18 protein-coding genes are annotated in these 15,022 nt (G+C 69.2%); 9 read left to right on the plus strand and 9 right to left on the minus strand.

The window, feature by feature from the left end; translation table 11 throughout:
* Positions 1-162: 162 nt before the first annotated feature.
* The 3 genes from ACIQV3_RS39240 (at position 163) to ACIQV3_RS39250 (ending at position 2,267) form a co-directional block, all read left to right on the plus strand.
* Complete coding sequence (locus ACIQV3_RS39240) at positions 163-702, plus strand: hypothetical protein (RefSeq protein WP_403721794.1); 540 nt, start codon at positions 163-165, stop codon at positions 700-702.
* 441 nt (positions 703-1,143) lie between these two features.
* On the plus strand, positions 1,144-1,467 hold the full coding sequence (locus tag ACIQV3_RS39245) for a helicase associated domain-containing protein (RefSeq protein WP_403721797.1): 324 nt from the start codon (positions 1,144-1,146) through the stop codon (positions 1,465-1,467).
* Positions 1,425-2,267 carry a helicase associated domain-containing protein gene (locus tag ACIQV3_RS39250; RefSeq protein WP_403721800.1) on the plus strand — a complete coding sequence of 281 codons (843 nt, stop codon included), beginning with the start codon at positions 1,425-1,427 and terminating at the stop codon, positions 2,265-2,267. The genes ACIQV3_RS39245 and ACIQV3_RS39250 overlap by 43 nt, the downstream gene beginning before the upstream one ends.
* An 84-nt stretch (positions 2,268-2,351) precedes the next feature.
* Here the strand turns inward: ACIQV3_RS39250 and ACIQV3_RS39255 are convergent, their stop codons facing one another.
* The 3 genes from ACIQV3_RS39255 to ACIQV3_RS39265 all read right to left on the minus strand — a co-directional run bounded on the left by ACIQV3_RS39255 (position 2,352) and on the right by ACIQV3_RS39265 (position 4,073).
* On the minus strand, positions 2,352-2,756 hold the full coding sequence (locus ACIQV3_RS39255) for an actin-binding ADF family protein (RefSeq protein WP_403721802.1): 405 nt from the start codon (positions 2,754-2,756) through the stop codon (positions 2,352-2,354).
* Between the two features lie 101 nt (positions 2,757-2,857).
* A complete protein-coding gene (locus ACIQV3_RS39260) occupies positions 2,858-3,196 on the minus strand; it encodes a hypothetical protein (protein WP_403721805.1) in 339 nt (112 codons plus the stop codon).
* Between the two features lie 181 nt (positions 3,197-3,377).
* Positions 3,378-4,073 (minus strand): alpha/beta fold hydrolase, encoded by a 696-nt coding sequence (locus ACIQV3_RS39265; RefSeq protein WP_403721807.1) that lies wholly within the window; start codon positions 4,071-4,073, stop codon positions 3,378-3,380.
* A 509-nt stretch (positions 4,074-4,582) separates the two neighbouring features.
* Here ACIQV3_RS39265 and ACIQV3_RS39270 point away from each other — a divergent pair.
* Positions 4,583-6,238 (plus strand): IS1182 family transposase, encoded by a 1,656-nt coding sequence (locus ACIQV3_RS39270; RefSeq protein ID WP_403721808.1) that lies wholly within the window; start codon positions 4,583-4,585, stop codon positions 6,236-6,238.
* A gap of 154 nt (positions 6,239-6,392) precedes the next feature.
* Here the strand turns inward: ACIQV3_RS39270 and ACIQV3_RS39275 are convergent, their stop codons facing one another.
* Entirely contained in the window at positions 6,393-6,668 is a 276-nt protein-coding gene (locus ACIQV3_RS39275) for an isoamylase early set domain-containing protein (protein ID WP_403721811.1), read from the minus strand.
* A gap of 204 nt (positions 6,669-6,872) precedes the next feature.
* On the opposite strand from ACIQV3_RS39275, the gene ACIQV3_RS39280 reads away from it, so the two are divergent.
* Both ACIQV3_RS39280 and ACIQV3_RS39285 read left to right on the plus strand, forming a co-directional pair.
* The gene (locus tag ACIQV3_RS39280) at positions 6,873-7,070 is read left to right on the plus strand and encodes a hypothetical protein (RefSeq protein WP_403721814.1); all 198 of its coding nucleotides are present in this window, start codon (positions 6,873-6,875) and stop codon (positions 7,068-7,070) included.
* Between the two features lie 248 nt (positions 7,071-7,318).
* The gene (locus ACIQV3_RS39285) at positions 7,319-7,762 is read left to right on the plus strand and encodes an STAS domain-containing protein (protein WP_403721889.1); all 444 of its coding nucleotides are present in this window, start codon (positions 7,319-7,321) and stop codon (positions 7,760-7,762) included.
* Positions 7,763-8,090: 328 nt separating this feature from the next.
* Here ACIQV3_RS39285 and ACIQV3_RS39290 read toward each other — a convergent pair whose 3' ends face one another.
* The 4 genes from ACIQV3_RS39290 to ACIQV3_RS39305 form a co-directional block, all read right to left on the minus strand.
* On the minus strand, positions 8,091-8,498 hold the full coding sequence (locus ACIQV3_RS39290; protein WP_403721817.1) for a VOC family protein: 408 nt from the start codon (positions 8,496-8,498) through the stop codon (positions 8,091-8,093).
* Positions 8,499-8,566: 68 nt separating this feature from the next.
* Positions 8,567-9,199 carry a hypothetical protein gene (locus ACIQV3_RS39295; protein ID WP_403721820.1) on the minus strand — a complete coding sequence of 211 codons (633 nt, stop codon included), beginning with the start codon at positions 9,197-9,199 and terminating at the stop codon, positions 8,567-8,569.
* A gap of 219 nt (positions 9,200-9,418) precedes the next feature.
* Positions 9,419-9,802, minus strand: coding sequence for a VOC family protein (locus tag ACIQV3_RS39300; RefSeq protein ID WP_403721823.1), 384 nt, complete (start codon positions 9,800-9,802; stop codon positions 9,419-9,421).
* Between the two features lie 40 nt (positions 9,803-9,842).
* Positions 9,843-10,556, minus strand: coding sequence for an NADPH-dependent F420 reductase (locus ACIQV3_RS39305; RefSeq protein WP_403721826.1), 714 nt, complete (start codon positions 10,554-10,556; stop codon positions 9,843-9,845).
* A 197-nt stretch (positions 10,557-10,753) separates the two neighbouring features.
* Between ACIQV3_RS39305 and ACIQV3_RS39310 the strand changes: the two genes are divergently transcribed.
* From ACIQV3_RS39310 to ACIQV3_RS39320, 3 genes are all read left to right on the plus strand, one after another.
* A complete protein-coding gene (locus ACIQV3_RS39310) occupies positions 10,754-11,359 on the plus strand; it encodes a TetR/AcrR family transcriptional regulator (protein ID WP_403721830.1) in 606 nt (201 codons plus the stop codon).
* A gap of 245 nt (positions 11,360-11,604) precedes the next feature.
* Positions 11,605-12,264, plus strand: coding sequence for a transposase (locus ACIQV3_RS39315; protein WP_403721834.1), 660 nt, complete (start codon positions 11,605-11,607; stop codon positions 12,262-12,264).
* 9 nt (positions 12,265-12,273) lie between these two features.
* Positions 12,274-14,121 (plus strand): hypothetical protein, encoded by a 1,848-nt coding sequence (locus tag ACIQV3_RS39320; RefSeq protein WP_403721836.1) that lies wholly within the window; start codon positions 12,274-12,276, stop codon positions 14,119-14,121.
* 66 nt (positions 14,122-14,187) lie between these two features.
* Here ACIQV3_RS39320 and ACIQV3_RS39325 read toward each other — a convergent pair whose 3' ends face one another.
* Positions 14,188-14,775, minus strand: coding sequence for an RICIN domain-containing protein (locus tag ACIQV3_RS39325; protein ID WP_403721839.1), 588 nt, complete (start codon positions 14,773-14,775; stop codon positions 14,188-14,190).
* Between the last annotated feature and the right edge of the window lie 247 nt (positions 14,776-15,022).

Raw genomic sequence — 15,022 nt, forward strand, 5'->3', positions numbered from 1 at the left:
GCACCTTCTTCTTCGCCATGCTCTCCATGATGGACATCATCCTTCCGGGGCCCAAGCCCCTTATCTCGGATGTCCGTCAAAGCGAAGCAAGCCCAGTTCAAGAAGGGCTCGACCTGAGCGGGGCCCGACCCAAGCAGGTTCCGCCCGACCATGAGGAGCGCCGTGCCACTGAGCCACGTCCAGCTGATCGGCCGCCTCCTGGGCGCCGACCCCGAGGAGGCTGCCTGCGAGTTCCGTACCGACTTCGCCGACGGTGAGCGCGGCGAGAGTGGGTCCCTGATTTACGTGTCGCGCGACCGCTGGATCACCGACGTGGACCACGGCGGACGGACCGTCAGCACGCCTTACCGCAGTAGCCACTCGGGGCCCGACGGTGAATGGCACACCGAGGCACCCCTCACCCCCTCCTTCACCTCCCCGCTCGCCCTCCTCCTCCCCCGATACGCCGCGATCCACGGCCGGGTGGGCGACGACTGGATCGTCGATGACGCCGACCCTGTCGGCGAGGAGGACGGCATGCTGCGCGTCCGCTTGCGCCACACGGAGCAGGAGGGTTACGGGGCGACCGCCCTGGTCCACCCCACTCGCTTCTGCGTCACCTCCTTCCGCACCCCGGCATGGACCGCGCGCCTGGAGCACCTGCGCTTCACCCTCGACGCCTCCGAGAGGGCGCTCGCCCACTCCCTCCTCGACGTCCGGTAGCGGGCCCCGTAGGCCGTGGTGGAAGGTCCGGCCCGTCAGGGCTCGAGCCGCCGGGCGCGGCTCCCGTGACCCCGCCGTCGTCTGGGTCGGCGGGGTAGACCTTGTTTCCGCAGGACGGGCAGGGCCAGGCCGTCGCCTCCCGGCGCCGGCACTTCTCTTCCCGCTCCTGTCCTCATGTTCGCGCACGGCCCGCTCAGTGGTATGGCGCTGTTCCTCGCTGACCGTGTAGGCGCGGACGTCATCAGGGTTGTCGAGGGCGTCGACCAGGGTCTGCCATCCCTGATGGCCGTAGCGCCACCAGATCCGCCCGTGCGGGCGGATCTGGTGGCGCTGAAGGAGTGTTCCAGGACGGTCACCGGCTCACATCGGCGGCCCCTGTGGCCGTACCCGGGCCGCGCTGCTCCCCGTGCGGCTCCGACCTCTCCCGGGAGGCATCCCGTCATGGTCCCCTCCGGCGCATCGCAACAGCAGAAGCGCATCGTAGCGCCGTCGCCGCTGATCGGTGAAGCACCCTCGGACGGCGCTGAGGAGGCCCGGCTGCTGCTCCAGTTCGCCGCACCGCGCGACCCGGCCCTGATCGCGAAATGGATCAGCTACCAGATCTTCAATACCGAACGACAGGACTGGCTCCGGGGCGTCGAGGCCGCCTTCCGCTACCGGGAACGCGAGGGCGACCTGGAGGTCCCCTACGGCCACACCGAGGGCCCGTACCCACTCGGGCGGTGGCTCTCGACCAGCGCCGCACGTTCCGGGCCGGGGCCATGAACGGGGAGCACACGGCCGAGCTGGAGGAGCTGGGGATCGTGTGGGACACCGCGGATGCCGTCTTCGCCGAGAACCTCGCCGCCGCCCGCGCCTACTACGAGCTCCACGGCACCCTCGCCGCCCCGCGGCACGCCTCCGCCCTCGACCGCGCCGTCGGACAGTGGCTCACCAACGTCCGCCGCCCCGGCGGACTGGGCAAGGACCCCGTACGCGCCCGCCGGCGGGCCGAGGCGCTCGCGGCGATCGACGAGGACTGGAACCCGGCCGAAGGCGAACACGGGTGGACGGTGGACTGGCAGCGCCACTACGCCTACCTCGCCCAGCTCCTCGCCGAAGGCGCCCGCCTGACCGCGATCATCCCCGGCGTGACCCGACACGGGAAGGACGTCGGCCGCTGGCTCGCCACCCAGCGGCGCGACTGGAACCGGCTGGGCAACGAGCAGCGCGAACGGCTCGGCGCACTCGGCGTCAAGGCAGCCTACGGGCCCGCAAGACCGCCGCGAAGACGCCTTCGACCTCCACGTCCGGACGGGGCGCAGTGGCCTTCCAGGCAGGCGTTGAAGCCCTTGCGCAGTACGTGGAGCGGGAGGGTGGCGGCATGCCGGGGCGCGGTCACGTCGAGCAGCTCCCCGACGGCGGTGAGCACCGGACGGGGGTGTGGATCGTCAACCAGAAGCAGCGCCGCGACCGGCTCACCCCCGAGCAGCTCGCCGTGCTCGCCGAGCTGGGCGTCGACTGGGCCGGACCGTGATGTGCGTCGCGATCAGGCCCCGCGGGACACCGGCCCGTGGGCACGGTGACTCGCGGGTGCGGAGGGCGCAGTGCGCGGGTGGCGGCGAGCGGGCAGCGGGAACCCGAAGCTGTGGGGGGCGGGAGGCGAGGAGTCAGAGGATGACGCGGGCATCCACTTCCTCGCGGTCGAGGTCACCGGGGTCGGTGGCCTGGATCTCGACGGCGATGCCGGACAGGGTCGCGCGCAGGGTGCTCTTGCTCGACGCGTAGACCATCTTGTGCTTGATCGGGCTGGATTCGGGGACCCAGCTGAACAAGACGATCTTGCTGGTCTTCCGGCCGTCCGTAGTGGCGAACTCGTAGTCGTGGATCGCGTACCGGGGCTCGTTCTCCGGGAGGGCCTTCACGAAGTCCTCGTAGGTCATCGTGCCCTTGCTGTCAGGAACGATCGCGCTGAAATCATCACTCAACCGGTAGAGCACCGTATTGACCTTCCGCGTCGCCAGCTCCTTGAACGCGGTCACACAGCTGTCCTCGACGGCGGTTCCACTGCTCATACCCGAACTCCTCACTTCGTGATCAGTACGAACAACCCAACGAGCCTGCCCGCCATCGGGTTCTCCCGGCCGCGCGGACCCGCCACGCGCCGCCCGCCGTCTCAGACCCCGCACCCGGTGCCCGCCTCGCGGGCAGCGTGGCGCCGGACTTCCTCCCAGGGCCGCACCAGCGGCCCCGCCGGAGACGGCCCGGTGTCCGGCCGCCGGTAGACCAGGGCCCGGTAGACGGTGGCCAGAGCGACGAACCCGCTCAAGGCGGTCAGGACAGAGTCCGCCTGCTCCAGACCGACCTGACCTGCCCGCCGGCCCAGCACCCGCATGGGGACGGCGATCAGCATCCCCTCCACGCCGATCCGCTCCCGGCCGGTGGGCGCCCACCGGCCCGCCCGCGCCCGTACACGGTCCGTCCACACCGCGCCCTTTGTCGCTTCGCTGCTCATCGCCTACCTGGGCGGCTATACGACCCTGTTCGCCTTCGCCGGGGTGTTCGCGATCGCCGGCGCGGTCTCGGTGTACCGGATCAGGGGCATCCGCTGACCGCGCCGGTGGAGATGGGGAGGGGCGGGACAGGAGTTCACCTCTTGTCCCGCCCCTCCCCATCGCCACCGGCCGACCCGGCGGTCAGATCCAGCCGTCGAGCGAGCTGAAGAAGCCCGGGAGGTCGTCCCGGTGGATGCAGTGCCCCGCGCCCTTGACGCTCCGGACCTCGAAGCCGTTGTCGCGCAGCTCCTGCGCAGTCTTGTCCCGGATGACCAGGCTCGGGTCGGCCAGCTGCACCAGAGAGGGGACCACCGCCTCGGTCGGCAGGTACCGCAGGGCGGTCTCCCCGACCGTGAGGTCGAGGACCTTATGGTCGAACAGTGCGAATCCGGCCAGCTCCGCCTCGACGTCCGCAGCCGACCAGCGCGGGTTCCTGGCGCTCACACTCTCGGCGGTCGCGTTCTCGACCATGGCCAGCATGAACTTCTCGATGCCCGGCGGGTTGTTCTCCAGCCGGAACCCAGGGTCCGAGTAGATCGCGCGGGCCGGCCGAAGGCGCTGGACGGCGAACGCGAGGGCGAGACCTCCGATCGAGTGGCCGATGGCCACGTCGACGCCCGTCGGCACGTTCTCGACCAGGTCGTCGGCCAGGAGTTCGGGTTCATACTCGCCGCGGGGGCTGAGACCGTGCCCTCGCAGGTCAGGTGCGATGACACGGTAGCCCCGGGCGATCAACTCGTCCTCGACAGCGTGCCAGGTGCGGTGGTCGGACATGCCACCGTGGATGAGCAGCGCGACCTTGTCGCCTTCGCCGCGCTCGTGGACGTTGAGCTTCATGATTCTCCTGCTCCGAGGTCTCTTCCACGCCAGTCCGGCGCGCGTGATTACACGTGTAATCACGATACCTGCCGAGGACGGGAACAGCATCGGTCGTCCGGGACTTTCGTACGTCTCGCCCGGCAGTGAAACGGTGATGCTCATGAGGGCATGGCCGTGGCAGGCAGGTGGGGGCGGGAACGGACGTGGGGTTGGGGTCGGCGCACCGCGCCGTCTCCGGTGCAACTGAGAGCCTGCAGGAGCCACTTGGATCGACGGTCCGGCGTGCGGCGGCAGAGGGAGCGCCGCACGCCGGCCGGGCCCCCAACGAACCCGGTCGGGCGACGTGGCGGGGCGTGACCGTTCCGTCATGAACCCGAGGTCCTCAACGGCGGAGTCCCGGGCGGTGACGACGGCCCCGCAGCTGGGCGAGGGCCCCTGTTGGCTAATTGTTCTCAATCGACTGCGGAGGGTGACGGCGGTCTCTGAGACTTGTTGGAGACCGTCGTCGTGTGGGTGGGGTGCTCGGGGTGTCGATGAATGCGAATGAGCCTGGATGGGTTCCCGAGGAGACGGCCAGGGTGGCTCGCGCCGCGTTTCCCGTGGGAAGCCTGGCGATCCGTATCCGTGATGAGCTCGGTGCCTTGTTCCGAGACGAGGAGTTCTCGGACGCTTTTCCTGCACGGGGGAAGCCGGCCTGGTCACCGGGCCGGCTGGCCATGGTCTTGGTGTTGCAGTTCGTCGAAGGGTTGACGGACAGGCAGGCCGCGGAGGCGGTCCGTGCCCGCATCGACTGGAAGTACGCCCTCGGGCTGGAGCTCACGGACTCCGGCTTCAATTTCTCCGTTCTGTCGGAGTTCCGTGACCGTCTGATCACCCTGGATGGCGGTCGGGGAGTGTTCGACAGCATCCTCATCGCGGCCCAGGGGCGCGGCCTGCTGGCAGCCGGCGGAAAGGCGCGGACGGACTCCACTCACGTGGCCTCTGCGGCCCGCGCACTGAACTTGCTGGAGTTCATCGCGGAGACCCTGCGCTTCGCGATGAACGCCGTGGCCCAGGGCGCGCCAGACTGGCTGGGTGAGCATGTGAGGCCGGACTGGTTCAGGCACTACAGCACCAAGATCGACGAGTCCAGGTTCCCGAAGAAGCGTGATAGGCGTGCCGAAGTGGCACAGCGGATCGGCACGGACGGCATGGAGCTTCTGCGGCTCGTGTGGTCTCCCAGCGCGCCTCCTGAGCTGCGGCGTCTTCCCGAAGTCGAGCTCTTGCGGCAGGCATGGGTCCAGCACTTCCATCTGGAGGGTGACGTGGTGCGTCAGCGGGAGAGGGGCGACCGTCCGCCTGGCGCGATGCGGCTGGTGACTCCCCATGATCCGCAGGCGCGATGCTCAGTCCATGGCGACGTCAAGTGGGATGGCTACAAAGCGCACTTCACCGAGACGTGCGATGTCGGTTCGGTCCACCTTGTCACCAACGTCACCACCACAGTCTCCTGTGTCCCTGACGATCGGATGGCCGCTGTTGTCCATGCCAGCTTGGCCGAACGGAACCTGCTGCCAGAAGAGCACTGGGTTGACACGGGATACGCCAACGCGGGCTCCCTGGCGGCCGCCCGCCGAGATCACGATGTCGCCCTGCACGGGCCGCTGAAGCCCGTGAATCCTCGGTGGACCCGTGAGAAGGGCACTTTCGGCGGCCAGGACGACTTCACTATCGACTGGGACAACGACCGCGCTGTCTGCCCGAACGGCGCCACGAGCACGGAGTGGCATCACTACCGCAGCCAGGACGGACTGCCCGTCATCCGAGTCCGATTCTCCCCAGCCGACTGCCGCCCCTGCCCCCAGCTGCGGGAATGCGTATTCTCACCCACGGCGAAACGGCGGGAGCTGAACCTGCGGCCCCGTGAGGAGTACGAGGCCATGAAAGAGGCGCGGAAGCTCCAGGAAACCGACGAGTGGAAGACCCGCTACAAGATCCGCGCCGGTGTCGAGGGGACGATTTCGCAGGCCGTGCAAGCGTGCGGCCTGCGCAGATCACGATACCGGGGCCTGAAGAAGACAAGCCTCCAACATCAGCTAATCGGCGCCGCCGTGAACTTGATCCGGATCGATGCCTGGCTCGCTGGCATCCCACACGCGAGTACGCGAGTCAGCCCCTTGGCAGCCCTTCGCCCCGCCGCATAGCGACAGGCGAAGAACCCCGATCGAATTGGCCAACAGGGTCCCGGGCGAGGTGGCAGGGCCGTCACACGGATTCCGGCCCGTGGGGGTGGTGGGCCGGGGGCACGTGTCGCGGACTCAACGCCTGGGGCCGCCCCACGTCACGGCGGTTGGGCCGTTAGGTGTGGAGGCGGCTGTTGGGGCCGTCCTGGTCGCCGGCGCTGTCGTCGTTGAACCAGTAGTCACCGGCAGCCAGGTAGCGGAACGAATGGGTGCTCTCGCTGGGCAGCTCGACCGTCACTGCCCGCTTCCCGTCCTCGCGCGGCCGCAGGGTGTGGACGCCGGGCTGCCAGTCGTTGAAGTCGCCCACCACGCTGACCGGGCCCAGCGGGGCGTCGGCGGGAAGGATGAAGGTGACCTCGGTGCGGTCCTTGCGCAGCGTGCGCTCCAGCATGGGGATCGGCTCCTGACGGCGCGGGCGGGTGGGGTGTGCGTCCATCCTCGATACCGGACCCGCAGCCCGCATTCCGGCGCCCCCGGTGAGCCGCGGACATCACCCGCCCGCCACGATCCGTAGCCGAAATGGTGCGGGCCGCGACTGTCCGTGTGAGCGTGACTGGGAGGAATCCTTACCCCCGCATCAAGAGGAGTCGCCGTCATGGGCGGTATGCAGGACAAGCGCCAGGAGCCGGGCAAGGGCCGCGAGGAGCAGCAGCGCCCGCAGCGGCCCGGCCAGGACCCGGTCCACCCCGAGCCCGGCACCCCGTCCCGCGGCAAGAGCCCGGACGAGATCAAGCGGCGCCGCGAGGAGGACCCGCTCCACGAAGAGCGCGACCTGCGCGACGAGGACTTCTGAAGCAGAGCGGCACCCCACGCACGCAGAGCCCGGCCGAGGCCCGTAGTCACCCGGCCGGGCTCTGTCACGCCCCCGCCCACCGCCGGCCCGCAGGCGGGGCAGCCTGCTCCGGTGAGGCGGTGATCCGTACCTGGCCGGGTTGATGCCGGAGCTTCAGCGAGCCTCGTACCCGTCCGGGGGAACGCCAGGCCAGGATGGGGTCCCGAAGGCCCGGCGCCTCCGGCCGGGAGGAGAACGCCTTGATCACCATGGACGTCCAGCACTGCGGCAGCTCGGTCCTGCTCAGCGTCACCGGGGAACTCGACGTGGACGCGGGCGCGGCGCTCCAGCACGCGCTGGACGATGTCACCAGTGACGAGCGGGACCTCATGGTCGATCTGCACGGCGTGGTGTCCATGGACTCCGACGGGCTGCTGCACCTCTTGGACCTGCACCGGCGCGCGGAGCACCTGGGCCTGCGAGTCCTGGTCATCGGCTGGCAGCCCCAGCCACAGCAACTCATACCGAGGTCGCCGGCATCCGCGGGCCCGGATCGGCCACCGGTGAGCGGTACGCACTGGCGGGTTTCCGTCGGCTGGTCGAGGAACGGGCGCAGCGCGCACGGGACCTCGCGGATTTCGCTGCTGGATGGCTGCCCCGCGGCTAGCGAGGCGGCGGCGCGGCCGCAATCCAGATCGGAGCTTCTTCCCTGACCAGGGTGGAACCGTCCGTGCTCCAGGATACGGTCAGCTCACTCAGCGGAACGGCTCCCCCACACCAGGGATCGCGCCTGGACCCGTACAAGCTGGCCATCGACGGGATGCTGCGGGCGGATCTGGACGCTCCGCGCAAGCAGCGACCGAGGCGCATGGGATAACCCGTCGCCCTCGTGGTGTTGGCGCGGTCCATGCCGTCATCCGCCAGGCTCGCGGTGTGAACCGCAGGACACAGCGCGTCCGGGTGTGCGGGGCCGGGCGGCGGCCGGCGCCCTACAGGCCCGGTACGGTCGAGCAGGGCGGCTTGAGGCAGGGCGGGTAGGGGTCAGGTGAATCTGCCCATGTCGCTGGCTTTGAGTGCGGCGTGGTCGTTGATGCCGATGACGTATCCGTCGGTGTCGCGGAAGTAGAACTCGCGCACTCCGTTGTTGTCGGTTACCGGTTCCTTCACGATGTCCGCGTGTCGGCTGACGCGGTCGTAGGCGGCCTGGAAATCGCTGACCGAGAGGTAGAACATGCCTGCGAAGCCGATGGGCTGGTCCTTGAGGACCGGCAGCCATGTCTTGAGGTCGGTGTTCCCGTAGAGCATTCCGGCCAGCTGGCCCTGGTAGAGCAGCATGTGCAGGTCGTCTCCGGCCGTTGCGCTGGAGGAGTCGACGGTGAAGCCGATGCTCTGGTAGAAGGCCACGCTGGCAGTGGTGTCCGGGACGCTGATGCACGGAACGAACGGCATGGGTGTTCTCCTGGGTGGTTGAGCGGCTGGAATCTCTTTCTCGTCCCAGCCGGGTGGTTGCGCGCGCTTTACGCGGCCGTTCGAATGACGGTGGCCGTCACGCCCCCGACCCTGCAGGGTCCTCCGGGCTGCCTGGGCGTCCTGCTCCGACACTGAGCTGATGGTGAGCCGCCACGCTTGCGCGTGGATACGGCCGGGGGCGGCGCGGCGCTTTCGTTGGAACGCTCCGGGCCTTGTGGTGAGACGCCGCCGTTGGTCCACGCGAAGACCTCCTCACCACGCTGTTCCACTCCGTACAGGTAGTAGTCCGAGCACCGGGGTACGGCTTTGTCTTCAGGCACGTCCGAAGGCCACCAGGGAGCGTCGAGTCGGGGTGCGCCCACTGAGGGGCGGTTGTGCCCACAGGTGTCGCTTCCGAGTTTCGTGGCACCGAGAGAGAACCGGATCAGCTTGGCCGAGCCGGTGGTCTTCACTTTCACCCTGACTTCCCTTGCGTCCTGTGGGATCCAGCGGGGCAGGACGAAGGCCAGGTCTCCTTTCTGGGGGGCGTCGGCTGCGGTGGGGTAGCTCCGCTCCTTCTCCTTGAAGACGCGGTCGTTCACGGCGTCGTGGAGCGGGAGGCCTGGCAGCAACGTGGAGGCGGCAACAGCCGTCGCGAGCGTTCCCAGGCACAAGGCGGTGATGACGAGCGGGCGGTGCATGTGGCGGCTCCGGGGTGTGGGTTCGGCGGTCCTGTCGTTTCCCGGCGCCACCGCTCCCCGCCCGGTGATGCCTGGATGCCTTGCCCGGGGCGTACGGGCGGGTGCGGCCGGCCCCAGTGCGCTGCGGGGGCCGCGCGCGGGTCTGGGGCCCGCCGGTGGGAGAACGCGAGGGGGGACTGCGGTGGTAGACCGTCCTACGGCCCACCGGGCGGACGGGGGTCACACCCGGATTTCGCTGATGGCGACGGCGTAGCCGTTGAGGTCGCGGGAGGTGAGCATCCGGAAGACGCCCTCAGCGGTGAACTCCTGGAGCACCTCGGCCTGGTCGCGGATGCGGGCTGCCGTGGCGTCGTAATCGGCGACGCCGACGCAGAAGACGCAGGAGGCTCCCAGTGGCTGGGCGGCCAGAGCGGGCGTGTCCCGCTGAAACTCGGCTTCCGACGACAGGATGAACAGCGGAGCGTCGCCATTCATGATGATGTGCACTCCGTCGGTTCCATCGGTGACCTCTGCGGGTGGGCCGGTGAAGCCGAGTCGCTCGTAGAAGGCGATGGTCTCGGTGACGTCGCGTACGGCCAGTGCGGCGAACGAGGTGGCTTGCATGGGGGAAGCTTCTTGTCGTCGGGTCGGTGGGAAGACGTTGTCAGCGCACGATCTTGACGCCGAAGCGGCTGCCGAGGGCGAGGCCGAGGGCGGTGTGGAAGTGGGCGTACATCTCCAGTCCGCGGGCCGCCTGGAGGGGGCCGAGGTCGATGATGTCGCTCCAGCCGTAGGCGTTCAGGAGTTCGGTGGCCGCGGTCTTGCCGGTCTGGTGGTCGCCGGCGAGGAACATGGTGTGGTCGCCGCCGCCGAACTCGGCGGGGTTGACGACGGTTTCCTGTTCCTGGGTGACGAAGGCCTTCACGACGCGGGTGTCGGGCAGGGCGCGCTGGATCTGCTCGGCGAGGCTGTCACTGTCGACGGGGTTCAGACGCGGCATGGCGCCCCAGGGGGTGGGCCACGGGTACTCGGTGTCACCGGGCTGCTGGTAGACGTACGGGACCGCGTAGTCGATGAGGGTCTTGCCCGCGAGGGCGCCGGCGGGCAGGGCGGTCAGGGCGGCGACGGCGTTGGCGCCGTCGATGCCGTTGATGACGAGCTCGCCGTCGGCGGCCGCGTCCGCGAAGGTGGCCAGCGTCAGCTGCGGGTGGGCGGCGAGGAAGCCGGCGAAGGGCTCGGTGCCCATCATGTCGGGCTCGGTGCGGGCCAGCGTGGCCTTCGGGTCGCGGGTTCCGACGGTGACCTGGTGGCCGAGCGCGGTGAGCTTGGCGGCGTGGCAGCGCGCGCCGGCGCCGGTTCCGAGCAGAGCGATCTTCATAGGGTTCTCCTGTCGAGAGTCAGCTGGGCAGGTGCAGTACTGGCCGACCTGGGGGCTCATGCACCCGTCTTCGGCTCAGCTCGCGGGCGCCGGGGTCGGCGCCCGCCGGAAAGTCTGCGTCCTGCCTTCACATGAACGGTACTGTTGTTCTGTACCGTAGCAGGAATGTCCGATTTGAAGCAATAGGAGTGATTGTGGTGGATGCCGGAACGAACGACGGCCAGCCCGCCCCGGCGCAGCCCCCGCGCCGCCGACGCGACCCCGAGGCGCGCAAGCGGGAAGTGATCGAGGCCGCCGAGCGCGTCATCGCCGCCCGCGGCCTGGAGGGCCTCACCCACCGCTCCGTCGCCGAAGAGGGCGGCCTGCCGGTCGCATCCACCACCTACCACTTCGCGACACGCGACGACCTCATCCACCTCGCCTTCGAACGCTCCGTCGACCAGTTCCTCGCCTACCTGGAACACCTCGACGAACAGCAGCCGGTCGCCTCCACCACCGACCTCGTGGACCGCCTCACCGACGCCGTCGTCACCGCCTGCACCGGCGACAACGCGACGCACTGGGTCGTCGAGTACGAGCTCTTCCTCGCCGCCATGCGCCGCCCCGCGCTGCGGCCGGTCGCCGACCGCACCATCACCGCCGGCCGGACCTCACTGGAGCGGCACCTGCCGCCCGCCCGCGCCTATGCCGTCTCCGCCGCACTCAGCGGGATGATCCTCCACGGCCTGGCCGGCACCCAAGCCCCCGACCGCACCACCGTCCACGCCGCGCTCGCCGAGCTCTGCGGCACCACCCGTACCTGATGCCGTCGCCGGCCCCAGCGACTCAACGACGAGGTTCCTTCCGCCCCGACCGAGATCCGTCGAAACGGCCGCTCACAGAGATCCAAAGTGGATTCACTTCCCACATTCAGATCTTGCTCCTGACGCCCCTATGCGGAGTCAGACACGGCAGCTGTAGTTCGTGATCGTTAGCTCGTCGGCGCTGGTCAGGGGGCCGACAGGGGTGTCTGCGGGCATGCGTACGGCCACCGCGATCATGACCGTTTGTGACGACGAATCAGGGCGCGGTGGCCGTGGAGGCCACGGTAACGCAGGCGGCGTGGCAGGACGGTTTCGGGGCGGTCATGGGCCTGGTAACGGGCTGTTTCCCGCGCCGGGAAACACGGCAGACGATGCGGGAGATGACCGAGGCGTTGCTGATGGGGCTGCAGCGGGTGAACTGCTGGACGCTGGCAGAGGCGCTGGGGCACTCCGGTCCGCATCGACTGCAGCACTTTCTGGCCCGGGCGGTGTGGGACCACAAGGCGGTACGCGAGCAGCTGGCCCGCTGGGTAGTGGATCATCTCGCCGACGGTCAGGCGGTGCTGGTGGTGGACGAGACCGGAGATGAGAAGTCCTCCACCGACGCTGTGGGAAACACCCGGACCCGGATCACCGGGCAGATCGCGCCGGCTGAGAAGTACGCCAACTCCGCGAAGGCCCAGGCCTTGAAGGTGGACCAGGCCCAGACTGCGGCCGCGCGGATTGCTGCTGCATTGGGTGCCCTTCCGCTGCCGCCCCACCGGGTTCAGTCGGCCACGTACGTACGGGACGTGCCGAGCGTAAAGAGTGCCGGCCTCTTCGGCAGCCTCCGCCACCGGCGGGAAGCGCAACTCTTCGCCAACTCTGTACAGCGGCTCGCGTGTTGCCGGCCCACTCCCGCATGATGACGATTCATGAAACAGTCTGATGCGGCCACGGAAGCTGGGGTGCAAGCGCGGATTCTGGCATCCCTGGGCTCGGGGCGTTTGGTCAATCTGGTGGGCCCGCTCGGGGTGGGTAAGACACAGGTCGCCGCCGGGCTGGACGGGGCGGTGGTCGTGGACATGTCTCAGCGTCACGCGTCGTCCGAGCTCCGGAACGCACTGTCCTCCGGGGCGGGGATAGTGGCGGCCGACAGCGTCGACAGCCCACAGGCCGTGGCCGCCACAGCCTGGAGTGTCAGGCGGGCCGAGGTCCCGGTCCTGGTCGTCAGCCGTCGCCCGCTGCTGTCGTGGGACGAGTGGACGGGCGACGAGGTCTCTGCCGTCGGCTTTGGGCCACGATCCGATGCCGATATCGATGCTCTGGCCGTCCGGTGTCAGGTCACCGATCCGGCGCATCGTGATCTCGTCGTGCGTCTGGCCATGGGGATCCCGCTCCTCGCCAGGGCGGCGTGCCGCGCGCTGCACGCCGGGTCCCCGGCCGTACCCGCCGGACCGGTCGCTGACCGGGTGGCGCGGGTCGTGCACGACCGGCTAGCGCGGGAGCGGCCCGCTGGCCAGCAGTGGCAGCGGGCACTGAGCCTGCTCGCGTCGGTCGGCCCGGGCGACGAGGAGCTGCTGGCCGCCCCGTCGGAGGTGTTCGCGACGCTGGCGGAGCTGAGTGTCGTGACCCATACCGAACTGGGCCTAGGGGTGGCGGAGCCGTACCGGATGATCCTGGACCTCGCCCACCGCTGGCGACGGCCTCTGGAGCACCGCTCCGCCCTCACCCGGGCAGCCGCACGCAACGGCAGGCTGCTGAGCGTCACCCGGGACCGCCGCCAACAGGCCCAACTGGTGGAGCACGGGCTGTTCCTCGCCGACGAACCCGCCATCCGCGACATGCTCTTCCCGCCCGCCCGCCAACCGACGCCCATCGAGCAGGCCGGGCCGGGCGACGCCGACGACGTGGAGCGCCTGGGCCGCCGGTGGGCTCGGCAGGGCGGTTTCGATCTGAAGCGCAGTGACCGGATCGTGGGCCGGTGGCTGGAGTACGCGCCGGAGGCCTTCCACCTCGCCCGCGACCCGGAGGGCCGCCCGATAGGGGTCGCCACGGCCATCCCGCTCGGTGAGGCGACGGTCGCCGGCATCGAGCCGCTGCTCCAGCAGCACACGGCGAGCCTGCTCGCCGGGCCCGGGCAGGCGGCGGGGGTGCTCGTCGCCAGCGCGTTCTGCGAACAGCCTGAGGTCCACGCGTCCATCCTGCGCCACATGATCTCGTTGGGTGTCCAGCACGGGCGCATCGTGGTCTGCACGCCGAACCCGGCCTATCAGAGATTCGTCGAGGCCCTGGGGTTCGCCCACCACGGCGCGGCCCGCGACGACGTGTACCGCTGCGGCCGATCGCCGGAGATCTACAGCCAGGATTTCGCCCCCGACGCGCTGCCCGGCTGGCTGGAGGCGCTCAGCCGATCGACTCCGGGTCCACGATCCACGGACCGGGGGCTTGGAGACCTGGTCGGCGACGCCCTCGAGGATATTCACGACCCCGAGGCTCTGGCCCGCAGTCCGTTGCTGACCTTCGAGCACACCCCGACGGTCAGCCATCTCAGGGGCTGGCTCAGAGCCGCCGTGGAGGCCCTCGCCGCCAGTCACAATCCGGCGCAGGCCGAGGCCGGACAGATCCTTCTGCAGTATCACCTGCACCGCGCGCCCGCCCATCACGTGGTGGCCCGGCAATTGCACCTGACACGGTCAACCTACTTCCGCCGGCGGCAGCAGGGGCTGGAGGCGCTCACCGGACGGTTCCGGGCGGCGGTGGTCGAAACAACCGGAATGTAGTGCCTGCATGGATCCGACTGCCGACGTCGGATCCATGCAGGGTCGGAGCATCATGAGAAGCGGGTGCTACTCCACCTCGATGGGCACATCGCCGGCCCCGCCGCCACCGCCACCGCCACCGCCGCCACCGCCGCCACTGGGGGACAGGTCCCTGAAGTGCCACCGCTGGCCGGCCCAGGCGCCACACGTGGCCTGTTCGAGCGGCTGACCGGTCCACATCTTTCCGTAAGCGGGGTTCATGCAGAAGCCGGTGGTGTGGTTCCTGAGGCGGTAGGTGTCATTGCCCGTGTACTCAGCCGCCCACAGCAGTGCGGGGGCATGCATGCAGTCGATCTGGATGAGAATCGCGTGATCGTTCCCGGACGCCGGAACGATGCACATCCCGGTCGACCGAATCTGGAGGGCGAACAGGTTGCCGCCGGCCGGTAGGCTCCTGATCTGCTTGTTGTCCTTGCCGTTGCACTCGTACTGGATCAGACCGGCGCCTGATGCCCTCGAGTCGTCGCCCACCGCTGCGCACATGCCGGAGTCGATGTTGAGAAGGTGGTTGAAGGCTCCGGTGCCGGGGGGCACCGCGCTCGCGGGAGTGGCCATCCCCAGCGATACCACCACCGCGCAGAACAGGGCGGCGAGAATCCGGGTCAATCTCTTCAAGGAGAGCTCCAGATAGTGATGTAGCTGTTCAAAGACAGCTCGTGGTCGGTTGTCCGACCCTTGAGGACAGTCAAATCAAGCTCTGAATCACTCACAAGGGTTGACCGGGATTGTGGGACTGTTGTGGGACCGTGCCAGAGACCGTCACGGCGTCAACCTACGGTTGACGTATGACAAACCCTGTCCGCATGAGCAACCCGGTCAGCCCAGTGTTGCTCCGCGGAGGGTCCTTCGGGGTTTAGACAGT

The organism is Streptomyces sp. NPDC099050 (assembly GCF_044759865.1).
GTDB lineage: Bacteria > Actinomycetota > Actinomycetes > Streptomycetales > Streptomycetaceae > Streptomyces.